The organism is Flavobacterium sp. N502536 (genome assembly GCF_025947345.1).
Taxonomy (GTDB): domain Bacteria; phylum Bacteroidota; class Bacteroidia; order Flavobacteriales; family Flavobacteriaceae; genus Flavobacterium.
In genome coordinates, this window is record NZ_CP110011.1 from 1,818,383 (window position 1) to 1,840,226 (window position 21,844).

Sequence of the window (21,844 nt, forward strand, 5' to 3'; positions counted from 1 at the left end):
TTTTTTTATTTGCCAAAAGGATAAGAAACTCCTAATTGAAAACTAACATTTGTATTATAATCTCTAAACCAGTAATCATTATTGTTACCATTGCTGCCGTAATAATCACTATCCAGAACATCCACAACTCCTTTTTTGAAACGAGCTTCAAAAGTTAATCCGGAAGGCAATCTATAACCAATACCCATTATAAACGCCAGGTCAATATCTGATTTTTCATAAAGTAAATTGTCCTGTAATCTAAAGTCTAAAGTTGGACCAACTTGAAACTGAAAGCCATTTTTTAAAGTAAACTTATTAACCATAGCAATAGAAAGATAGTCGATTTCTAAAGTTTTAGTTTGAACAACATCATTGCCATTATTATAACTGATAAAAGTTTTAACATTACTCGCTCCTTGTTGGCTATAAGTAATTTCCGGCTGTAACGTGTAAATTTTAGTTAATTTGATTTCACCAAAACCTCCGATATAAAAATCAGTTCTATAGTCTGAACGGGTATTGGAGAATGTAGAAAAAGAAGCCCCGGCTCTTAAACCCGGTTTAAATGTTACTTGTGCCTGTACACTTGTTAGGGCAAACAAGGCCAATACGATAATTACTAAATTTCTTTTGTTCATGATTTAATTTATTTTACTTTGAAAGTGTAACTAATACCTATTTGGAAAACCTGATTTAAAGTAATGTCATCATAATAGCGTCTGTTTTCATTGTCATAATCATATCTGTCATATCCATAAATATCAACTAATCCTTGTTTTAAGCGGGCTTCAAAAGTTAATCCGTTTGGCAGGGTATATCCAACTCCGCCAACAATAGCAAAATCTACATCAACAGGGTTCTCTCCAAATTTGTCAAAATTATCATTGGTTTTAAAATCTATAGATGGACCTGCTAATACGTGGAAACCTTTTCCTTTAAAATTAAATTTAGCCACTGCTCCAAGTGTCAGATAATTTATTTCGGCTTTCTGACTTCTGCGACGGGAAGTATTGTTGTCAAAATCTAAATAAGACAGACGAATATCAGCACCCTGTCTCGAATAATTCAACTCCGGTTGCAACGTAAAATATTTATTGAATTTTATAGCCATTAATGCACCAAGATAAAAATCAGATTTTGAACTGCTATTTTCCGGCATATTACTTAAATCCGATATATTTAAACCTCCTCGAAATCCCGGACTAACCTTTACCTGGGCATTTGACGTTATAATTCCAACAAATAAAACGAAGGCAATTACGGTTATTTTTCTCATTTTGGTCTTGATTTAAGTTTAGGTTTAGTTTAAATTTTTATTCTGATTTAAAGTAATTTAATTCAATTTTCAACTTAATATTTTGATGATTAATCAAAATCTTCTCGGCAAAAATATCGTTTTCTGAACTAAATGTCAGTGTAAATTTTTCTTTTGTTTTAGAAGACTGAACGACCTTTTCTAATTTGTGATCTTTTTTGGAGATAAAAAGATAGTTGTCCCGCTTCCCATCCGGTGATTTATAAATGTCAGCAGATTCGTTTTCAAACTGTTGCTGAATCAGATAATCCTTTTTTAGTAACAAACGGAAATCTTCTTTTAGTGTATGAATCAGGATTTTTCGGTCTAATTCAGATACAATCGAATTGACTTTAAAGTCCGTTTCAGAAATCTCAAAATCTAGTAGTTTGTTGCCAAATTCGGTAGTAAAAACAATACGATGTGTAGTGTCATTGATCTTTTTGGCGATGAAGATTCCCGACATTTCATGACCGTAAACCGTAATGTTGGTTTTATACACATAATCGGTTTTTGAATCGGCGAAATAAGGAACCTGATAAGACGTTCGGTCTAGTTTTTTAGGGGTGTAGTTTTTTGTGACTGCGCTACAAGAAACCAAAACAATCGCCAGAAAGCAATTAATTATTAAAAACGGAATCGTCGATTTTTGCATTGATCACTTTATTTTTAAGTACAATTCGGGTATAATCTTCAGAGGATTCTAATAGTTTAACCTGAACTACAGTTGCTTCTTCTTTGTCAAAAGTCAGTTCAATTTGTTTGATGTATTTTTTTAAGGTGGCGTCTTTCGGAACAAATTTAGCTATATTTTGTCCTTTTGATTTGAAATAAGAAATCGTAAATTCTTTGTCGTCAAACATATTGCCGCTTACGCTTCCAACAATTAATTTGTTGATTCTTCCAAAGATCTTACTGTTGCCAATATCAACGGCACTTTTCTTGCCTTCGTCGTTAATGAGGATTTTCCCATTCTTAAAAACAATACTGTAATTATATGGTTTTTTGTATTGCCATTGCAGTAAGGAAGGCTCTTTAAAAATCATCTTTCCCGAAGTTTCGATGTCTTTTGATAAAAAATCAAGATGTTTGTACTGAACAAAATCAGTACTCAGGGTTTTTATTTTTTTTGAAACTACATTTACATCCTGTTTGAAAGCAGTAATTTCCGCATCAGACATTTTCTGTTCCTGGGCAAACAAATTGCCTGAAATCAATAGAAGTAGTAGTGCTATTTTAGTTTTCATATTTATTACGAATTGCGCTTTATTATTTTGCCACAGATTAAAGGATTTTCACAGATTAAATTATTAGAATCCGTTTTTTATCCGCGTCTTCGCGTAAGCGAATCTGCTTCATCCGCGTTCAGTTTTCATAAGCTTTAAGATTCAAAAGTTCTTCGGTTGAAATCACGGTATACTTGTTTTGCTGCAAAAATTGCAAAAACTGTTCCAATACTAAAACAGAGTGTGATCCGGTGTCGTGTAAAAGTACAATTCCACCAGGAGAAATACGTTTTATAATTCGGTTGAAAATTAAAGTCTGATTTTTGGTTCCGCCATCCAGCGAGCGGATATTCCATCCTATTACTTTGTGACCGGTGGTTTTTAAAGCCCTTCTGATCGAAGGTGTTGTAACTCCGTAGGGCGGACGAAAGAAGTTTATTTTTTTGGAGGTGTATTTTTCCAGAAGCGTATCTGTTTTTTTGATTTCTTCTCTTATTGTTTTGGCAGTGTAAAAATCAAAAAAATTAGAATGACTGTACGAATGATTACCAACCAAATGCCCTTCGTCAATAATTTGCTTTACAATCTCAGGATGTTTTTCAATGTTTTTTCCAATGCAAAAGAAAGTCGCTTTTACCTTGTATTTTTTCAATAATTCCAGAACTTCTAAAGTAAAAATGCCTGGTCCGTCATCGAACGTAATGGCAATTTTTTTTTCGGTTTCCAACGGATTATTGCAGTATGCTTTTACATGATAATTAGAAGAAATTATGGAAGAGCCTACCGCGTTTATGCCTAACCAAATTAAAACAATTGCGATAAACCATACCCAGTTAATTGCGATATACAGCTTTAGAAAAAGCAATAGCAGCAATAAAAAGAGAAAGAATAACGAAATGTTTTTATGCGTTATCATCTTGAAAGTAACGTAAAACTATGATTTTTTCCGTTGAGCTGATTGTACAATAAAATGGTTTGGTAAGCCGGTTTTTCAACCGAATTTGCTTTTATGATTTCAGGGATTTCCTGTGTTTTTAAAATTTTAGACGCCATCCATAAAGCAAAAGCCGATGCGGTATCGTACTCACCACTCAGATGTTTGTAATACAATTGAGGGGTTTGAGCGAAGGCCTTTTCAGTTAAATTTTTATAATAACTTTCAAAATCTACATTGCCGTCAAATCCTAAAATCAGAGCATCAACATCCGAAACGTTTAATTGATTGGATTTCAAAAAGGAGATAATTTCAGCTTCAATTTCGTTGTCTTCCAGGGTGTTTATGATCGCGATGTCGAGTACTTCAGCATAGGTAGTCTCTTTTCGCTCATTTTCTAAAACAAAAAAGCTGGCACCTTCTCCATAAACAGCACCGCTTGTAGTTGAATCTAAAAGGTTGTAAGGTTGCTGGTTGTCTTGTTTGATACGTCCTGACAATTTAAAAAGAGCAGTAGTATAATCGCCATTTTCATCAACTCCACCCACGAGAACCGATTGTGCTTCTTCTTCTTCAATTTGCATTTTAGCATCTAAAAGTGCCGATTCAAAAGAAACAGCTCCGTTTACATAGGTAAAATTGTAACCGTTGCATTTTTGTAACAGTGCAATTTGAGCTCCAACCGTATTATGGGTCGATTGAATAAAGGACGTTGGGGTCAAGAATTCCTCCTTATTATCAAGGATATTTTTTAGGAATTTTTCGGAGTCTTCGATGCATCCTAATCCTGTTCCGGTAATAATGGCATCCACATTCTCGATTTGTGCGTCTTTCATGGCAATTGCCGAAGCCACAATTCCGTTTTTGACTCCTTTTGCCATTCTTCTGATAGCTGCGGGAGAAATATAATCTTTGTAAACCGGCGGAACAATTTCAAGGACGTTTTGGTCGTGATTGTGTACGGCTTCTTCTAAAAAAACAGTATCAAATGTTTTTTGAGTCGAAATACAACCTATTCCATTTATATATGTTTTTTTTAATTGCATTTTGAAAATATAAGAGTCGAACAGTTACCCCCAAATCCGAAAGAGTTGGACAAAACATGTTCGATATTTTTATTTTTTAAAGAAGTTTGCGGTTTTAAATCAAACTCTTCCATTGGTGTTTCGAAATTCAGGTTTGGATAAACCACGCTATGCTGAATGGCCAAAACGCTATAAACGGCTTCAATGGCTGCCGCAGCGGCCAAAGTATGCCCCGTAAAAGGTTTTGTCGAACTAAAATCGGGAACTTTTTCGTCTCCGTAAATTCGAAGTAGTGCTCTTCCTTCAGAGAGGTCATTGTTGGGAGTTGCTGTTCCGTGAACGTTGATATAGTCAATATCACCAGGTTTTAAACCCGAAATATCAAAGGCTTTTTTCATGGCCAGGTAAGCACCATCACCATTTTCTGAAGAAGCTGTTTGATGGAAAGCATCATTGGCATTACCATAACCTGAAACACGAGCCAGTACTTTTTTGTTTTGCTTTTTTACAACTTCATCAGATTCTAAAACCAGGAAAGCAGCTGCTTCACCCAGATTTAGTCCCTTGCGATCGTTGTCGAAAGGCTTGTTGTAATCGTCAGATAAAATCATGAGGGTTTTGAATCCGTTGATCGTGAATTTTGCCAAACCATCGGTTCCGCCAACAATTACGCGATCCAGTTTCCCGGATTTTATCAGTCTTGCACCCAACATAATGGCGTTTGCTGCCGATGAGCAGGCGGTACTTATGGTGGTAACAATTCCTTTTAAACCTAATTCTTCTGCTATTTTTTCGGCTACATCACCACCATCGTGACAAGTAATGTATTTTACAAGTTCCGGATGTTTGAAATAATCGTAATAATGCTTTTCAGTCATATCCATTCCGCCCACGCTTGTTGCCGAAATAAGTCCGGTTCGGAATTCATTTATAGAAGTAATTCCGGCATTTTTAACGGCCTGTTTTGCGGCGAAAGTGCCAATCATGGCCGTTCTCGAAAAGTTATTATCAGGAGTAAGTTCTAATTCTTTGACCAATTCGTCATTGGTTTTTTTAATTTCCCCTACTTTAATGATATCAGCGTGAACCGTTTCAATGTTTTCGATACGCGTTACCGCAACTTTATTTTCGATTAACGAAATGTAGTTTTCTTCGATTGAATTTCCAATCGAGGAGATAATTCCCATTCCGGTTATTGCAACACCTTTCATTTTTAGACTTGCTTAGATTATTGGATATTAGACTTCTCAGACATCAGACTTGCTTAGATTATTAGATATTAGACTTCTTAGATTTTGAAGTTTCTGACTTTTAGACAATTTTATAACTAGTCTAAAAATCTAAGCAAGTCTAAGCAGTCTATTTCGTTCTGTTAGCGCTAATGTACGCAGCCATAGTTTCGATGGATTGAAAGATGGTTTTCCCTTCTTTTGGATCAACCAGTTTAATTCCGTAATCCTTATCTAAAATCACGATCAATTCAAGCGCATCAATGGAGTCTAAACCTAAACCATCTCCAAACAAAGGGTCGTTATCTGCAATATCTTCGATCGCGATATCTTCAAGGTTTAAAGTAGTAATGATTTTGTTTTTTAATTCTTCTTTTAATGCTTCCATGATTATTTATTATATAATGTATTGATATTTTCGTTGTTATATTTTGTGCTTTCTTCTTTGCTAATGGTGCAAAGAAAAGCCTTGTAATCGTCGTTGAAAAATTCTACCCAGCCACAAAGAACCGTATCTGCTTTATTTGTATTCAGAAGAATAGTAGAATAATTAGACATAAATTCAGTGTTAAAGGCATCAAATATAAAGAAAGAATTTTCACTTTTCAGCTGATGGCGAATACTTATTTCACCCAGACAAATATTTGGCAGTGTATAGACAAAAACCGCCGGGCTCGGAAAGTAGTTTTCTTTGTCGGAAATAGATTCCTGATATTTAACATCGGTATCTAAACTCGATGATTTATTGGCCAGGACCAAGGCAATATTGTTTTCCTGTTCCGTTGAAGTTATCGGACTCAGAAGCAGTTCAGCTCCTAAAAAAGCCAGTTTGCTCAAAGCATCCATCTTGAAAAACTTCGGGTATTGCATGTCAAAATTGCGATAGGCCTGTTTGGAGAAATCAGCAAAATTCGTCGGTTCAATTTTGAAAACAGAAGTTCCGTTCAAAACAATTTCGTTGTTTTGGATGGTGATATAGGATTGTATGTAGGTTTTGTTTGGATTCATTATTTTATTGCTGACACAGATTCTTAATATCCCTCTTTAAACTTATTTGTGAAAAAAGAATAGGAATGTTCAATTTCTGATTTTCTTTAATCATTGTCAAATAGATGTCATTTTTGTCTAAAATAAATATTCTACTTGTTTGAAACATCGAATTAATAGCCAGAGGATTAAGATTATTATAAATTATTATATTTCCGGAATTTCTATGTTTTTCAAAACCTTTTTTTTCGCAATACTGATTAATAAGCAATTTGTTTTCTTCCGTATTGTATTTGCTGATAATTTTAGTTAGTTGTTTTTCAGTTGCTTTTCGATAAATTGTAAATGCGCAAAATAAACTAAAAATAAAAAGCAGATAAAACTCAATTCCAGTTTTTGAATAATCCCTATGAGGATTAAAATAAACCAAGAAAGGCATTAGAAAGCCCCAACTAAAAAATAAATAAAGAATTATTGTATCAAATTTGTTAAGCCAGCTTTCAGAATAAACTAACTTACTTTGCTCGATACTTTTTTTCCTATTTAAGTTTTTTAAACTTCTCATTTTATCTTTTCAAAAACAACTGCCGTATTACAACCTCCAAATCCGGAAGCTGTTTTTAGGAAAAAATCAATAGTTGCTTCTTCGTTTTTCTCAATAACATTGATCACTTCGCTAACCCCAATTTCATCAAAACCTTTCGATTCAAAAAGCGTGTTTTGATTTACGGATTCAATAGCGATTACGGTTTCTAATAATCCGGAAGCGCCTAAAGTATGACCGTAAAATCCTTTCAGACTATTGACTGGGACATTTTGCAGACCTAAACGGTTTAGGGCAATGGCCTCCATTTCGTCATTAAACGGAGTTGCGGTTCCGTGTGCTGAAATATAATCGATTTTATGGGGCTCAATTTGAGCTTCTTTCAAAGCATTTTGGATACTTCTGAACAAACCTTCGCCTGTTCTCGATGGACCCGAAATATGATTGGCATCGTTTATCGAACTGTCTCCAATAACTTTTATTTTAGCATTTGTGTCTTCTGCCGAAACCAGAACCGCAGCCGTTGCCTCGCCTAAACTTACACCGGTTCTGTTTTTAGAATACGGTTTACAAGGCAAATCGCTCATGGCCTGAAAAGCATTAAAACCGGACAAAACAAATTCTGAAACTTCGTCGCCGGCCACTACAAAAATATTGTCGGAGAGTTCAGACTGGATCATTCTTTTGGCAACAGAAATCGCTAAAATTCCTGAAACACAAGCATTCGAAACGACAATAGGTTGTGTTTGAAATCCGAAAAAAGCAGCAACATTTTTTGCCAGGACATCTAAATGTGCATTAGCAAAACTTTTTTCCGAATTGTCTTTTAAAGCCGTTACATTTCCTTTTGTAGTCGAAAGTATAAAAGCCGTTTTTGAATCTAATGGAACCGCTGCATTTTTGATAATCGGCTCTAAAGCCAGAATCATCATTTTCTCCAGACGGGAGTATTTTGTTTCCCTGCTGATTTTTGCAAAGGCAAGGTTTATTTTTTCATCATGAATTACCGAACCATAAAACGGAACCGGCATCAAAGAAATGTCATTATTTAGTTGAATGCCCGAATCACCGCGAAGAATTGCTTCAACGTTTGATTTGACATCAAAACCTAATGGGGTGATGCAGTTGGTTTGTGTAATGTATATCTCTTTTAACATTTTATGATTTTATTCCGGCGTATTTTTTAATTCGTGTCAATTCGTGCAATTCGTGTTTTATTTCAACAACCCAACTTTCTTTTTCCATTCTTCATAAAAAGGAGGATTGGTCAGCATTAGATTACCTTCCTGATCTAAAAATACCTGAACGGTTTCTCCGGTACAGGCTACTTCACCTTTATCATCCAGTATTCTAAAACGGTAGATCATTTTGGCGGCAGGAGTATCAATTACGGTTGTTTCTATCGTTACCACATCGCCATAACGCAAAGACAATTTGTGTTCGCATTTTGATTTTACGATCGGGGTGGTGTAGCCTGTTTTGGCAATATCCAAATAGGTGAGTCCGTGTTCACGGCCAAACGCTTCACGACCATCTTCAAAATAGGTGATGTAATTTCCGTGCCACACAATTCCAAGCGGATCCGTTTCGTTAAAACGAATTCTGATTTCATGCGAAACGGTTAGTTCGGTTGCTTCGTTAAACTGTTCTTTTCTTTTTGTCATAAAATAAGGCAATGGATGTTGTGATAATGAAGAACAAAAATAACAAACTTATTTTTGGGATGATTTCAAGGAAAGAAACGTTGCGCAATAAAACATCATAGAACGCTTCTAATCCCCAATTCATGGGAGATGATTTGGCAATGATTTGCATGATGTTTGGCATTGCAAAAACGGGAACCCAGATTCCGCCAATGGCTGCCAGAATAATAACGCTTGTCGCACCAAACGGAGCCGATTGTTCTTGTGTGCTTGCGATCGTTCCCAGCAGAATTCCAAAGCCAATGGCTGCAAAACCTGAAAATAAAGCGACCACACTCATTAAGAACAAATGACCTTCGACATTTAAAGGAGGCAAACCAATATGTGGAAATAAAAAGATTGCCACGGCCACCATCATGTAAAACTGAATCATACAAATGGCCGAATAGGTAATGGTTTTACCAATAATAACGACGAGGTTAGAAACCGGATTGGTGAGTAATCGAACAAATGTTCCCTGAGATTTTTCTTTTACGATATTGATAGACAACGGTATCACAATAAAAAATATGGCAAAAAGTGTCCAGGCCGGAACGTTGTGCTGCACAGAATTGGGACGTACTTCTTTGTTGTTTATTTTTGGAATGATTTCTTTGAACGTGATAAAACTCTTTTGCTCAAATTCGGCATTTCCTTCCCCCAGTTGATTTTGAAAAGTCGTATAAATGGATTTTGTTTCGATTTGAGAAATCATCTTATCGATCGAGCTCATCACGGCATTTTTGAAGCTCATTTGAACTGCCGGATCAAAATACAATTTGACTTCTTTTTCTTTAATGATCTTAGGCTTTGCGGTTTGCACCGTAGTATCCGTTTCTGTTAGGCCCATTTTGCTCACAATGTTTTCGACATTCTGATCAATTTTGGTTTGCAGATCCACACTTAATTTTTCCGGAATTACAATCGCCAGTTGAAATTTACCTTTGTAAACCGCTTCTTTAGCCATTTCTTCGGTAATAGGTTTGTGGTCGATTTGGGTGACAACACTAAAAAGCTGACTTTTTTCCAGATTATCAAAAACGGTTTTAGACACAGTACCTTTGTCGTTATCCACCAGTAAAATTTGAATTTTGGTATCGCTTACGGTTTTAAAAGTGCTGTCTTGAATTAAGGTTACGGTAATAACCAAAACCAAAGGCATGATAAATAAAATGATTAATCCGCCTAAATCTCGTTTGAGCAGGAGGAATTCTTTTACGACTGACATCCAAATTTTATATACCATCTCTAAAGTCTTTACCGGTTAATGAAATAAAAACTTCCTCAAGATTTCGGGCTTCTTCGGTAGAAGCAATTAAACTTGAAGGGGTACCCTGAGCGTATATTTTGCCGCGGTCTAAAATGGCAATGTTGGTACAGAAATCTTCCGCTTCTGCCAAATGATGGGAGGTATAAATAATGGTTGTTCCGTTTTGATTTAAGAGTTTCAGATAGTCAATAATGGCATTTTTAGACTGTACATCAACACCAACGGTTGGTTCATCTAAAAACAAAACTTTGGGATTGTGTAAAATTCCCGCGATCAAATTGACTCTGCGTTTCATACCGCCTGAAAAAGTTTCGATACGTTTGTCGGCAAATTTTAATAAGCCCAAAAGATCTAAAGTTTCAACGACTTTGTCTTTTAGATAACTGCCTTTTAAGCCGTACATACTTCCAAAATAATGTAAATTCTCCCGGGCCGTTAGGGTAGGGTATAAAGCATATTCCTGTGGAACAACGCCAATGATTTTTTTGATTTTGGAAGAATGATGGGTATAATTCAGCCCATCGATCGTGAAATGCCCTGAGGTTGGTTTTATCAGTCCGCAAAGCATAGAGATTAAAGTGGTTTTTCCGGCACCATTCGGACCTAATAACCCAAAAATCTGACCTTCACTGATCTCCAGCGAAACATCGTTCAAAGAATACAGATCTGCATTTTTGTACTTTTTCGAAAGGGATTCTATTTTTATAATGGATTGCAAAATATTCTTAGCTGATCGCTTTTTTTAGTTTTTTGAAAAAGATTTCTTCGCGATTGGCAATGTCCAAAAGTTCATCGGCAATCGTATTGTAAGCATCTTCTTTGGCACTTCTGTTTTTGTAAATTCGGGAAGCTTCAACCGCAAAGTCTCTCCATGAATCTCCAATTTGTGTCATTTCTTTAGAAAGGACTTTTAATTCTTCATTATTTAAGATAACCGAAGCTTCCTGTAAAAATGCGGCATAGATAAATCGGAAACCTCCGCCACCTGTACCAATTTCTTCCTGCATGCGCACCATTTGTGCCAAATAGTGATTGGCTTTTTTAGTACCGTGTTTTACGGGCCATTTTCTAATTTGCTTCGAAACAAATTTAATTCCGCGTACCCCAATAATAGGCATGGGTGCCAACATATCGCGGCAGGTATTTTTGATTCCTTTGATAATGGCGCTTTTCAAATCAACGTCCTTCGGAATTTGAATCGGATAGTACATTTGACCTCTTGGAGCAAAAGCACCTTTGGCAAAACGCACCTTGTCCAGTTCGTCATGTGTCAGGGTAGTAACCGTTTCCATAACAGGATCGCTAACAAGATAATCGGTTTCGGTTTTTCCGTAAACGACTAAATTGTGTGCGTTAAAATGGAAGCGGTATTCATCAGGAAAATAACTCAAATGATACACGCCAACTTGTAATCCGGTTGGGATATTGTTTTTTAAATTTTCGTCCAAAGCCTTGTTGGCATTTGTTGTTGAAGAAAATTTTTGTCTTTTTATTTTTAAGTTTAAACGGCTCGCCAGTTTATTAAAGATCTGTCCAGGCAAAGTTCTGTAACTAATTGCAGGAGCATGATTTACTTTTATAAACGGTAGGTATACGAAGAAAAGTCCGGAACCGATACCAAAAACCATCGGTTCGCTGATGTTCAGTCCGTTGTTTTTTAACAAATTCGAAGCTACTCCATTTTCGCAATGAGCAGATTGATGATGTGTAAAATTAGTTTGCATTACGCGGTTTTAATATTTTTTAATTCAGCGATTGAAATTTCAAAAGCATCGGCATATTTCTGTAAAACAGAGTTGTTTAATTTGGCAAAAACGGCTGGTTTAAAATGTCTTTTTACGCGCCATTTCCACATTCCAACATAACTGGATAAAATAGTAAGATCCATTTTGTTGAGTTCCATATAATAACAAATCGGACTTACTTCTCCAGTTTCTACCTGTAGTTTCGCTTCGGCAATTCGTTCGTTTATTTCATCGATCGAATTGGATAATGCGATGGTTTTAGGCTCCCAACCGGTACTTAAGGTTGTGGTATAGTCGCCATTTTCATCGGTGGCATAAAGCAGTTCTTTCAGATTGTTTTTGGTGAGATTGCCTTTGTCTTGTGGTACATTTTCTTTTTCCATGGCCTTTTTCTTTTCGATTGTAACTATTCCGGAACCGAAATTGTTTTTTGAATGAACAGATTAATTTCGCATTCCAAAAGTATTTTGTCAGCAAGCAGACTTTCGCAGCTCATGGTACATAGCGTATAATCGTCGCCTGCAAATTTTGAAACCAGATTGGCTTTGGTAATAATAGTATCACCTACTTTTGGCAGTGTATGTATTTTCAGGTTTTTTATCGCACTGATAAACCCCAGTACATTTACATTTTCGTTTTCTGTTCCGTCTTCGTCAAAAAAATATTTTTTGCCTACAATAGACGAACAGGTTTGTGCGGTGTTTTCGATTAAGCCGGCTTCAATAAAAGTGTTGTTTTCAACAAAAATATTATCTTCCCGGATCAAAAATGTGGTTTCTACAAAACTGGAATCTATATCCAAAATTAAATCCACCATAAGCAGCGGTGCCCGGTGGGGTAAATAGTTTTGTATGTCAACTCCGGTTTTCATACCTAATATATTATTTGGCTAAAACGGTCTTCATTTGCCCGTTCGCAATTTCTTCATTATTCAGATAAGTTACAATGTCTACCAGTGTAATTCCGGCAAACTCCTGTAAAATAGTGATGCTGGATTGAATCGTATCATTGACTTTTGGCAATTTTTTGATTTCAATTTCTTTGATCGAACCAATGTAACCCGTTGGGGCTGTTTCGTTTTTCAGGAAAAACTGGTAACCGGTGTGCAAAGCCACAGACTGTGCCATATGTTCGATTAAACCTGCTTCTAAAAAGGTGTCGTTGTCAGAAAAAATGTTGTCGCTTTGAATTTTTAAACCCGCAACCAGTGAAGTTTCGGTAAACGAATACATTTTATCGACCATTACAAAAGGGAACTTTTGCGGCAATAAATTCTCGACAGCGTCTTTCTCTAAAAGTAAAGTTGTTTCCATTAGCAAACCGTTAAATAAGCATAAGCAAAGGAGAATCTTCCGCTCTCAGGAACAGACAATAGAATACGATCTCCCTTTTTTAAATTTCCTGAATTCATTAATTCTTCCAAAGCTAAGTAAATAGAGGCCGAACCAACATTCCCTACTCTTGAAAGATTCATGAACCATTTTTCATCGGCCATCCCGATTCCTTTTTCGGTCAGTCCTTTTTTTAATCCTTCCACAAAAAAGTTAGAAGAAACGTGAGGAATAAAATAATCAATCTGATCTGAAGTGATGCTGTTTTTATCCATAGCATCTTTCATACTCTCAGCTCCTTTAGAAAGAATAAATTCATCCAATAATTTTACATCCTGTTTGATGGCAAAAACAGATTCGTTTAACCATTGCTCCGGAGCATAATCACTCCAGGCTTTGATCTCGCCGTTCTCTAATTTATCGCCACCGGCATACATACAGGTTTCTAATTCGTAAGCATAGGAAAAGGCTTCCATCCATTCAATTTTTAAAGAGATAGCTCCTTTTGGTTGGTTCTCTAATAAAAATGCTCCCGCTCCATCAGACAACATCCAGCGTAAAAAATCTTTTTTGAACGCAATGATAGGCTGTTCTTCCAGGTTTTTCAGATTGGCAGCTTCGTGGTTGTACATCTGGGCATTTAGCCAGGTCGAAACTTTTTCAGATCCGGTGCAAATCGCATTTTTTGAATTTCCTGATTTTACAGACAGGAAACCAAATTTTAAGGAATTCATACCCGCACAGCAAACTCCTGTTGATGAATTTAGTTCTACAGATTTGTTTTTCAATAAACCGTGTACCATCGCAGCATGTGAAGGCAGGAAGATATCAGGAGTTGAGGTCCCGCAGGAAAGCACTTCAAGGTCCTGCGCTGTAAAGTTTTCATCAAACAACTGCACGATTGCATTTCGCGTTAACTCGGCGTTGTTATGAGTACTTTTTCCTGATTTGTCTATAGCGTAATAACGACTTGTAATTTTATTATTGCGCAAAATAATGCGTCTTGCTTTAGAAGCAGCATCATTAATGAGACCCAGATAACTTTCCATCTCATCATTAGAAATGGCTTCATTTGGCAAATACTTTGCGGCTTTGGTAATATATACTTCAAACATAATCTAATTTCGTCTTCTAAACTCCTTGATAATATTGAGTTTCTCTTTTTATGGTATTTAACTTAAAGGGGTAGGTAATAAGGTGCAATATATACACTATTGGTGAGATTAACCATATTGCCAGGAATAAATAAACATTAAATACTTTAAGAAGTGTTTTTCTGTTTTTTTGATTTTTATAAATCAAATTTGACCACTTATTAAAGATTTTGTTTGCTGTTTTATCAACCGTTACCAGATAGGGGCTGATTTTAACGGCGTCAACGGCAACCAGTTTGGGTTGTAAATGCTGTAATTGATTTTGATTGAATTCAGAAAGGATCACTTCTCCAAATTTATCTGACTCCTGTATGTCTTTGTCGGATACTCCCGGTAGCGGAAAAATACCAAGATATTTTTTCTTAACGCCCGAAAACATCCATTCTACAATCGTGATGACACTGATTAAATTTCCAACGCGATCTACTAAAGCAACGTTTCCAACTAACGAAGCATTGGCTTCTTTTAATAAAACTTTGATTTTTTCCTGTGCCATAATCCACATGTTACGGGAACCGCTAATGGTGATGACAGGGGTGTTGTTTAGTATTTTTTTGGCATCAGCACTTTTTAGAAAAGAGTTTATCGGAATGGAAGGAGACAAATACCAAACTTGATAATGAAACAATACCAAATCGTATTTTGTGTTTAGAATTTCTTCCGGAACGGGCTTTAATTCAGTCGGAATTTGTAGAAATGATTCGGGGAAAGCGTCGAAAAAGGCAGCTTTATTCCATGGAAACGGAAAGGGTTGCTGCAGTTGTATTTCGTGAAAAGTTACATTTATTTCGTCTGAGTTTAGGAACGGTTTTGCAATGTTTTGTGCAATTGTTCCGAGTTGTCCAGACTGTGTATAATAAATTACGAGAACATTTTTCATGGAGGTTTACTTGCTTTTGGTTGCGAACAAAAATAAGTAAATTTATTTAAACGAATTTTCTTGTTTAAACGAATCGTTTTTGGCGATGAATTTTTGTTGTTTTTTTAATCTCGCAGAGATGCAGAGATGCAAAAAAATAGTTTAAAGCACAGTTTGTCATTTCGACCGAAGGGAGAAATCACATTAGAAACTCCGCAAACTAAGTCGACAATCTTTGTCGCTAAACGTGTGTGATTTCTCCCTTCGGTCGAAATGACAAAAATGACAAAAATGGACAAAAAGGAGAAAAAACTTTGCGCCTCCGCGAGATGCTGAGAACCTTTAAGTCTTATTTCAAATCATTCCAAAAATCAAAATAATTGAACCATTGCAAAGGATATTTTTGCAGAATAGTCTCGACACTTTGAACATATTCTTTCAGTAAGCCTTTTTCGTCACGATGTTTCACGGTAGCTTCTCTGGCGTACAAATGATAATGTAAGTTGGGTTCTTTCATGACATACACAAAAACTACAGGAACTTTTAATCGTGAAGCAATTAAAAACGGACCTGCCGGAAAATGAGCTTCCTGACCCAGTATTTTTTCCGAAAGAGATTTTGTGCCTTCAAAGTAGCGGTCGCCGGTAAAACAAACCAATTCATTATTAGCCAGTGCAGCATTGATCTCAAAGATATGAGACAAATCTTCTTTGATAATGATGAATTTTACGGTAGGTTTTTGGGTAACGCTTTCCAGATACTTTTTTATAGAAGAATGTTCCAGATCAGTAGTCACCAGATTGATTTGGAAATTAAGATCAATATCGCCAAGAAAATGCTCGGCAATTTCAAAATTTCCAACATGGGCACTAATCAAAACACCTCCTTTTTTCTCGGCCAAAAGTTTTTTGAGCACCTCAATTCCGTCAAATTCATAAGTGAACTTGTTGCGCATTCCTGCCGAAATGGAGATTTTATCAATGATGGTTTGTCCAAAAGTATAATAACTTTTGAAAACCATTTTTTTAGACGTGAACCAGGAATACTGCAGCCTTTCTTTAAAGTAATAGAAAATGGCTTTGTTGCTTTTTTTTAAAAACAAAAAGTAATACGAAGCAACAAAATAAAGCAGGACATAAGCAGCCTTAATACCCGCTTTTTGTATTAAAAAAACGAATATTCTATAGCCTAAAACTGTACCCTTTGATTTGCCATCCCATTGACTCATTAAACAGCTTTAGCTTTTAGTTTGGTCTCGATCAGGTCATAGAAATTCTGAAAAGTAGCAATTCCAACAAAATCAACTTCTACCAGTTTTACACCAAAGTTAGCTTCGATTGAGACTACTAAGTCTACATAATCTAAACTATCTAATCCAAGTGTATCTTTTAAATTAGCATCTGGTTCAATATCATCATTGTCTACTTCAAATTCATCAACCAAAAAACCATTAATTTTTGCTATAATCTCTTCTTTATTCATCGTTCAATTTAAACTTTTTAACCACCAACGCAGAGTTGGTTCCTCCGAACCCGAAGGAATTGGACAAAAATATGTCAAATTTTTTGTTTAAAGTAGTTTTGACCAAATTTAATTTAGCAGCATCTTCGTCAGGATTCTCTAAATTGATGTTTGGGGCAATGAAATCGTGCTGCATCATTAAGATGGAGTAGATTACTTCGCTTGCTCCGGCCATCCAGCATTCGTGACCTGTCATTGATTTGGTCGAACTTACGTACGGATTTTTCTCTCCAAAAACTTCAAAGATCGCTTTGGCTTCGTTTCCGTCTCCAACCGGAGTTGAGGTAGCATGAGCATTTATATAGTCAACATCAGTTGCTTTTAGCTGTGCATCATCAAGCGCTCGTTTCATGGCTATAGACGGCCCTTCTACATTAGGTGTTGAGATGTGTCCGCCATTTGAGGAGAATCCGTAACCGCCGATTTCTGCAATAATAGTAGCGCCCCTGGCAATTGCCGATTCGTAGCTTTCCAAAATTAACGTTGCACCGCCACCACTTGGGATTAATCCGTCGCGATCCTTGTCAAAAGGGCGGGAAGCTTTTTCGGGTTCGTTTTCTCTGGCCGAAAAAACACCCAAACCATCAAAACTGCTCATGGCATATTTATTGATTTCCTGTGCGCCTCCGCAGATGATAAGGTCCTGGAATCCGCTTTTTATTAAAAAATAAGCGAGACCTATAGAGTGTGAACCGCTGGCGCAGGCCGCACTTATGGTAAGATTGATACCACGAAGTTTAAAAATCGTTGATAAATTCATGGTTACCGTTGAATTCATCGATTTAAAAATAGCTCCGGAACCTATCAGGGCAGTGTCTTTTTTGTCTCGTACAATATCAGTAGCTTCAATAACCGCTTTTGAAACGCTGTCATTTCCGTACATAATACCCACTTCGCGATTGTCGAAAAAAGCATCATCAATGTTCGCGTTTTTCAATGCTTCAACAGTAGCCATATAAGCGTATTCGGTTTCTTCACCAATGCTCATACGCTGTCTGCGGGTCAATAAATTTTTTAAATCAGCTTTCGGAACCATTCCCGTTAAGGCAGATTGAAAACCAAATTCTTTTCTTTCAGAATCAAAGTGAATACCTGATTTTCCGTTGTATAAAGATTCCTTTACTTCCTCTAAAGAAGTTCCGATACAAGAATAAATTCCCATCCCAGTAATTACAACTCTCTTATTCATCGTCTTTAAAAGTAATTTTTATCCGTTACTTGTAATTTTTAACACATAGGAACATAGCTTTTGTAAACTCAAAATAGGCGTTTCACTTATTTGAAATACACATAGCGATCTATGTGAAAGAAATATTTCTTTTTTGTACTCTTTGCACATAAAAATCTATGTTTTTATGTGTTTCAAATATTTTCTAAGAATAAATTCCTCCGTTTATATTTATAATTTCTCCTGTAATGTAACTTGATTTTTTTGAAATCAAAAAGCTTACCAAATCTGCAACTTCCTCGGCTTCACCAAAACGGCTTGCCGGAATTAGTTTTAATAATTCTTTTTCGTCCAATTGGCTTGTCATATCGGTTCTTATAAAACCAGGGGCAACAGCATTTACAGTAATGTTTCGTTTAGCAACTTCCTGAGCCAATGCTTTTGTGGCCGCAACAATTGCACCTTTTGCCGCTGAATAATTGGTTTGTCCGGCTGTTCCTTTTACACCCGAAACGGAAACCATATTAACAATTCGGCCATATTTATTGCGCAGCATTTTTTGAATAAAAAACTGCGTTACATTAAAAAATCCGTTCAAACTCGTATTTACTACACCGTTCCAGTCTTCGGGAGTCATCCACATAAAAAGACCGTCTTTTGTAATTCCGGCGTTGTTTACGATCGCTTCTACAATAGCTTCGGGATTAGCTTCCTGCCATTGTGTTAATGTTTTTTGTACCTCTTCAAAATTGGAAACATCAAAACCTAAGATTTCGCCTGTTGCGCCTAATTTTTGTATTTCCTGAAGTGTTGCTTCAGCGGCAGTTTTATTCGAGTGGTAGTTAATCAGGATATGATAATTTGCATCAACGGCTAATTTTTTACAAATAGCACTTCCAATTCCTCGTGAACCGCCAGTTACTAATACACATTTCATATTCAGAATTTATTTTTTTTAATCGCCTGGTATGGAATTACTTTTCTTATCAGTAATTGCATCTGCAGCGTTTGTTTTTATGAGTTAATAGGTTTTATTTTTTCTTTTTGGCTACCGGTTTTTTGGTAGTTTTTGTCTCTGACTTTTCAGTCGTTTTGGTTTCTGCTTTTGGTTTTTCCGCAGCAACTTCGGCAGTGCTGTTTCTTTCTCTTGATTGCGAAAATAGTTCGGCATTTTCAAACCATTGGTTTCCTAATACGGTTCCGTCTGATTTAAGAAATCCCCATTTTCCTTCGTTTTTTACACGTGCAACACCGTCAATGAAACCTTTGTCTTGTTTTACAAATAAGGCAATCACAAATCCGTTTGTTGTGATGCCGTATTGTGTTGGAATGACCAATTTTCCGCTTTGATTGATGAATCCCCAGTTTTTTTCTTTTACCGGAGCCAATCCGTCCGGACTAAAAACTTCGGCGTCGCTGTAAGTAGGTTCAATTACAAATTCTGCTTTCGGATTGATAAAACCCCATTTTGAACCCACACAAACGGGAGCTAAGTTTTTTGAGAAAGCTTTTACTTTGTCATATATCGGAGTAATCACCCAATTTCCTTTTAAGTCAATAAAACCAACTTTACCATTTTTCTTGGCATAGGTCAGATCCTGAGTGTCAAAATCCCAGATTTTTTCAGCTCCATCAACCGGAATAAAAGTTCCGGAACTAACAATCCCAAAGGTCTTATCTTTTCTTGCCCAGCTTGTGTTTTTGAAATAATTGCCTATTTCCTCGTAAGCAGGCTCAATCACTTCTTTACCGGCAGTATTAATAATTCCCCATTTTTTATTGTTTTCAACTCTTGCAAAACCGTTTTCAAAAGATTTAATCTGATCGTATTTTGGTTCCAGAACTACGGCCATTTTCGAATTGATTAATCCTACCTTGCCGCTTTGTCTGATAAATGCTACGCCATCTTCAAAGTCAAAAAGTTTTTCTGAAAAAGGCGCTTTCTGGATTTCACCTTTTGTATTGATATAAACCCAATCCTTGTCTTTTTGAACAATTGCAATTCCGCTGTTGAAATCTTTAACATTTTTAAAATCGGCAGGAATTACCCATGCACCTTTAACATCTATAAAACCCCATTTTCCATTGTTTTCTACAGCCGCCAGTCCTTCAGAAAAGCTTCTTGCTGATTTGTACTGAGGCTCAATTTTAAAGTTTCCGTCTCTGGAGATGTACCCAATTTTAGAATCTTTTTTAACTAAGGCCAATTCCTGACTATTAACAAATTGAATAGTGAATGCAAATAAAAAAATAAGTGTCTTTTTCATGATTTTAAAGGTTCAATATTAATAATGTAAAATTAAGTATTAACTGTGAATCAGATAATCTTTTACTTTTTGTACAAAAGGATACATAACCTGATCTTCTTTAAATTCAGGAATGATGTTTCGAACATCGTCATACCATTTTTTGGTAACAGATGAAATTTTGTCTTTTTGTGCTAAATAATCAATTGCCTGAACAATGGTAATCATTTCGATACTTAAAACTTCAAAAGCATTTTCGATAACTTTTGAGGTAATAACTGCTGCATTGGTTCCCATACTTACAATGTCCTGATTGTCGTTGTTGTTCGGGATACTGTGAACATACATTGGGTTAGACAACATTTGACTTTCGGCAGTTGTTGAGGTAGCGGTAAACTGTACTCCCTGCATTCCGAAATTAAATCCTAAAGTTCCTAAGTTAACAAACGGAGGAAGGATTTCGTTGATCTTTGAATTCAATAGGTAATTCAACTGACGTTCGGCCAGCATGGTTAGCTTGGTAATAACAATTTTCAGTTTATCCATTTCCAGCGAAATATAATCGCCGTGGAAGTTTCCTCCGTGATAAACGTGTTTGTTTTTTACATCTATAATAGGATTGTCGTTTGCCGAGTTAAATTCGTCTTCAAGAATAGAAGCAACATTTTGGATCGTTTCTAAAACCGGACCTAAAATTTGAGGTACGCAACGTAATGAATAGTATTCCTGAACTTTTTCTTTAAAGATTTCTTCTGTATTTTCTCCTGAATATAAGTGGTCTTCTCTTTTACGGATTAAGGTACTGTCTGAAAGATTTTGTCTCATTCTTGAGGCTACTTCCTGTTGTCCTTTATGACGTTTGGTTTGGTTTAATTCTTCTGAGAAGTGATCGTCGTAAGCCTGAACCAATTCGTTAATTGCACAGGAACATTTTAAAGACCAGTCTAATAATTTATTGGCATGATGCACATTTACAACCCCAATTCCGGTCATTACCGAAGTTCCGTTTATTAACGCCAGACCTTCTCTGATTTCTACCTGAATCGGTTTTAAACCTTCAATTTCAAAAACTTCAGCAGTTGGTCTTCGGTCTCCTTTGTAAAAAACTTCGCCTTCACCTATTAAAACTAAAGCCAAATGTGATAATTGTACCAAATCTCCGCTGGCACCTACACCACCATGTTCAAAAATAAGAGGGGTAATGTCTTTGTTGATTAGTTCTGCCATTAGGTGAATTACAGAAGGATGAACACCCGAATTACCCAATGATAAAGTATTTAAACGAGCCAGGATCGCTGCTTTTGCACAAACAGGGCTTAAAGGTTTTCCTGTTCCCGAAGAATGGCTTCTAATTAAATTGTATTGTAATTGTATTTGATCAGATTCTTTAATCCGATATTGGGCCATTGGTCCGAAACCAGTGTTTACGCCATATATTACTTTGTTTCCTGAAAATTCTTTTAGGAAATTGAAGCTTTCATTCACTCTGTTTAAAACAGCATCGCTTATCGAAACTTTGTTGTTTGCAAAAATAATAGATTCGAATTCTGCTAAACTTAAATATTCATTAATTGTATTCATTAAATCGTTTTTGGTTGTGCTAATTTAATTTTATTTATCAAAATAAATGTAGTTATTTTGATGATG

26 protein-coding genes are annotated in these 21,844 nt (G+C 36.1%); all 26 read right to left on the reverse strand.

All coding sequences use genetic code 11. The features are described from left to right. Window positions 1–5 precede the first annotated feature (5 nt). Complete coding sequence (locus OLM61_RS08085; RefSeq protein WP_264525869.1) at window positions 6–620, reverse strand: PorT family protein; 615 nt, start codon at window positions 618–620, stop codon at window positions 6–8. Between the two features lie 8 nt (window positions 621–628). Then, on the reverse strand, window positions 629–1,258 hold the full coding sequence (locus tag OLM61_RS08090) for a porin family protein (protein ID WP_264525870.1): 630 nt from the start codon (window positions 1,256–1,258) through the stop codon (window positions 629–631). Between the two features lie 37 nt (window positions 1,259–1,295). Next, the gene (locus OLM61_RS08095; protein WP_264525871.1) at window positions 1,296–1,931 is read right to left on the reverse strand and encodes a hypothetical protein; all 636 of its coding nucleotides are present in this window, start codon (window positions 1,929–1,931) and stop codon (window positions 1,296–1,298) included. Further along, a complete protein-coding gene (locus OLM61_RS08100) occupies window positions 1,897–2,523 on the reverse strand; it encodes an outer membrane lipoprotein carrier protein LolA (protein ID WP_264525872.1) in 627 nt (208 codons plus the stop codon). The genes OLM61_RS08095 and OLM61_RS08100 overlap by 35 nt, the downstream gene beginning before the upstream one ends. A gap of 118 nt (window positions 2,524–2,641) precedes the next feature. Further along, entirely contained in the window at window positions 2,642–3,418 is a 777-nt protein-coding gene (locus OLM61_RS08105) for a polysaccharide deacetylase family protein (RefSeq protein WP_264525873.1), read from the reverse strand. Then, window positions 3,415–4,482 (reverse strand): beta-ketoacyl synthase N-terminal-like domain-containing protein, encoded by a 1,068-nt coding sequence (locus OLM61_RS08110; protein ID WP_264525874.1) that lies wholly within the window; start codon window positions 4,480–4,482, stop codon window positions 3,415–3,417. The genes OLM61_RS08105 and OLM61_RS08110 overlap by 4 nt, the downstream gene beginning before the upstream one ends. Then, a complete protein-coding gene (locus tag OLM61_RS08115) occupies window positions 4,473–5,672 on the reverse strand; it encodes a beta-ketoacyl-[acyl-carrier-protein] synthase family protein (protein ID WP_264525875.1) in 1,200 nt (399 codons plus the stop codon). The genes OLM61_RS08110 and OLM61_RS08115 overlap by 10 nt, the downstream gene beginning before the upstream one ends. 148 nt (window positions 5,673–5,820) lie before the next feature. Then, a complete protein-coding gene (locus OLM61_RS08120) occupies window positions 5,821–6,078 on the reverse strand; it encodes a phosphopantetheine-binding protein (RefSeq protein ID WP_017496902.1) in 258 nt (85 codons plus the stop codon). A gap of 2 nt (window positions 6,079–6,080) precedes the next feature. After that, window positions 6,081–6,698 carry a 3-oxoacyl-ACP synthase gene (locus tag OLM61_RS08125; RefSeq protein ID WP_264525876.1) on the reverse strand — a complete coding sequence of 206 codons (618 nt, stop codon included), beginning with the start codon at window positions 6,696–6,698 and terminating at the stop codon, window positions 6,081–6,083. Between the two features lie 4 nt (window positions 6,699–6,702). Next, window positions 6,703–7,242, reverse strand: a complete 540-nt coding sequence (locus OLM61_RS08130) for a hypothetical protein (protein WP_264525877.1) — start codon at window positions 7,240–7,242, stop codon at window positions 6,703–6,705. Next, on the reverse strand, window positions 7,239–8,378 hold the full coding sequence (locus OLM61_RS08135) for a beta-ketoacyl-[acyl-carrier-protein] synthase family protein (protein ID WP_264525878.1): 1,140 nt from the start codon (window positions 8,376–8,378) through the stop codon (window positions 7,239–7,241). The genes OLM61_RS08130 and OLM61_RS08135 overlap by 4 nt, the downstream gene beginning before the upstream one ends. Window positions 8,379–8,435: 57 nt before the next feature. Further along, on the reverse strand, window positions 8,436–8,885 hold the full coding sequence (locus tag OLM61_RS08140; RefSeq protein WP_264525879.1) for an acyl-CoA thioesterase: 450 nt from the start codon (window positions 8,883–8,885) through the stop codon (window positions 8,436–8,438). After that, window positions 8,860–10,149, reverse strand: a complete 1,290-nt coding sequence (locus OLM61_RS08145) for an ABC transporter permease (protein WP_264525880.1) — start codon at window positions 10,147–10,149, stop codon at window positions 8,860–8,862. The genes OLM61_RS08140 and OLM61_RS08145 overlap by 26 nt, the downstream gene beginning before the upstream one ends. Beyond that, window positions 10,139–10,891, reverse strand: coding sequence for an ABC transporter ATP-binding protein (locus OLM61_RS08150; RefSeq protein ID WP_264525881.1), 753 nt, complete (start codon window positions 10,889–10,891; stop codon window positions 10,139–10,141). Before OLM61_RS08150 ends, OLM61_RS08145 begins: the two co-directional genes overlap by 11 nt. Window positions 10,892–10,898: 7 nt before the next feature. After that, complete coding sequence (locus OLM61_RS08155; RefSeq protein ID WP_264525882.1) at window positions 10,899–11,897, reverse strand: BtrH N-terminal domain-containing protein; 999 nt, start codon at window positions 11,895–11,897, stop codon at window positions 10,899–10,901. Continuing rightward, window positions 11,897–12,301, reverse strand: coding sequence for a hypothetical protein (locus tag OLM61_RS08160; protein WP_264525883.1), 405 nt, complete (start codon window positions 12,299–12,301; stop codon window positions 11,897–11,899). Before OLM61_RS08160 ends, OLM61_RS08155 begins: the two co-directional genes overlap by 1 nt. A 23-nt stretch (window positions 12,302–12,324) precedes the next feature. Beyond that, on the reverse strand, window positions 12,325–12,789 hold the full coding sequence (locus OLM61_RS08165) for an ABC transporter permease (RefSeq protein ID WP_264525884.1): 465 nt from the start codon (window positions 12,787–12,789) through the stop codon (window positions 12,325–12,327). A 10-nt stretch (window positions 12,790–12,799) separates the two neighbouring features. Beyond that, window positions 12,800–13,231: a hypothetical protein gene (locus OLM61_RS08170; protein WP_264525885.1), complete on the reverse strand. Its 432-nt coding sequence runs from the start codon at window positions 13,229–13,231 to the stop codon at window positions 12,800–12,802. Further along, complete coding sequence (locus OLM61_RS08175) at window positions 13,231–14,364, reverse strand: beta-ketoacyl-ACP synthase III (protein WP_264525886.1); 1,134 nt, start codon at window positions 14,362–14,364, stop codon at window positions 13,231–13,233. The genes OLM61_RS08170 and OLM61_RS08175 overlap by 1 nt, the downstream gene beginning before the upstream one ends. A gap of 16 nt (window positions 14,365–14,380) precedes the next feature. Further along, window positions 14,381–15,283: a dialkylrecorsinol condensing enzyme DarA gene (locus OLM61_RS08180; RefSeq protein WP_264525887.1), complete on the reverse strand. Its 903-nt coding sequence runs from the start codon at window positions 15,281–15,283 to the stop codon at window positions 14,381–14,383. 328 nt (window positions 15,284–15,611) lie between these two features. Continuing rightward, window positions 15,612–16,490, reverse strand: coding sequence for a lipid A biosynthesis acyltransferase (locus OLM61_RS08185; protein WP_264525888.1), 879 nt, complete (start codon window positions 16,488–16,490; stop codon window positions 15,612–15,614). Then, the gene (locus OLM61_RS08190) at window positions 16,490–16,744 is read right to left on the reverse strand and encodes an acyl carrier protein (RefSeq protein ID WP_264525889.1); all 255 of its coding nucleotides are present in this window, start codon (window positions 16,742–16,744) and stop codon (window positions 16,490–16,492) included. The genes OLM61_RS08185 and OLM61_RS08190 overlap by 1 nt, the downstream gene beginning before the upstream one ends. After that, the gene (locus OLM61_RS08195; protein ID WP_264525890.1) at window positions 16,737–17,972 is read right to left on the reverse strand and encodes a beta-ketoacyl-[acyl-carrier-protein] synthase family protein; all 1,236 of its coding nucleotides are present in this window, start codon (window positions 17,970–17,972) and stop codon (window positions 16,737–16,739) included. Before OLM61_RS08195 ends, OLM61_RS08190 begins: the two co-directional genes overlap by 8 nt. Window positions 17,973–18,156: 184 nt before the next feature. Then, window positions 18,157–18,888 carry a 3-oxoacyl-ACP reductase FabG gene (gene fabG / locus OLM61_RS08200; RefSeq protein ID WP_264525891.1) on the reverse strand — a complete coding sequence of 244 codons (732 nt, stop codon included), beginning with the start codon at window positions 18,886–18,888 and terminating at the stop codon, window positions 18,157–18,159. A gap of 94 nt (window positions 18,889–18,982) precedes the next feature. After that, entirely contained in the window at window positions 18,983–20,218 is a 1,236-nt protein-coding gene (locus OLM61_RS08205) for a WG repeat-containing protein (protein ID WP_264525892.1), read from the reverse strand. A gap of 39 nt (window positions 20,219–20,257) precedes the next feature. After that, a complete protein-coding gene (locus OLM61_RS08210) occupies window positions 20,258–21,778 on the reverse strand; it encodes an HAL/PAL/TAL family ammonia-lyase (RefSeq protein ID WP_264525893.1) in 1,521 nt (506 codons plus the stop codon). Window positions 21,779–21,844: the final 66 nt, after the last annotated feature.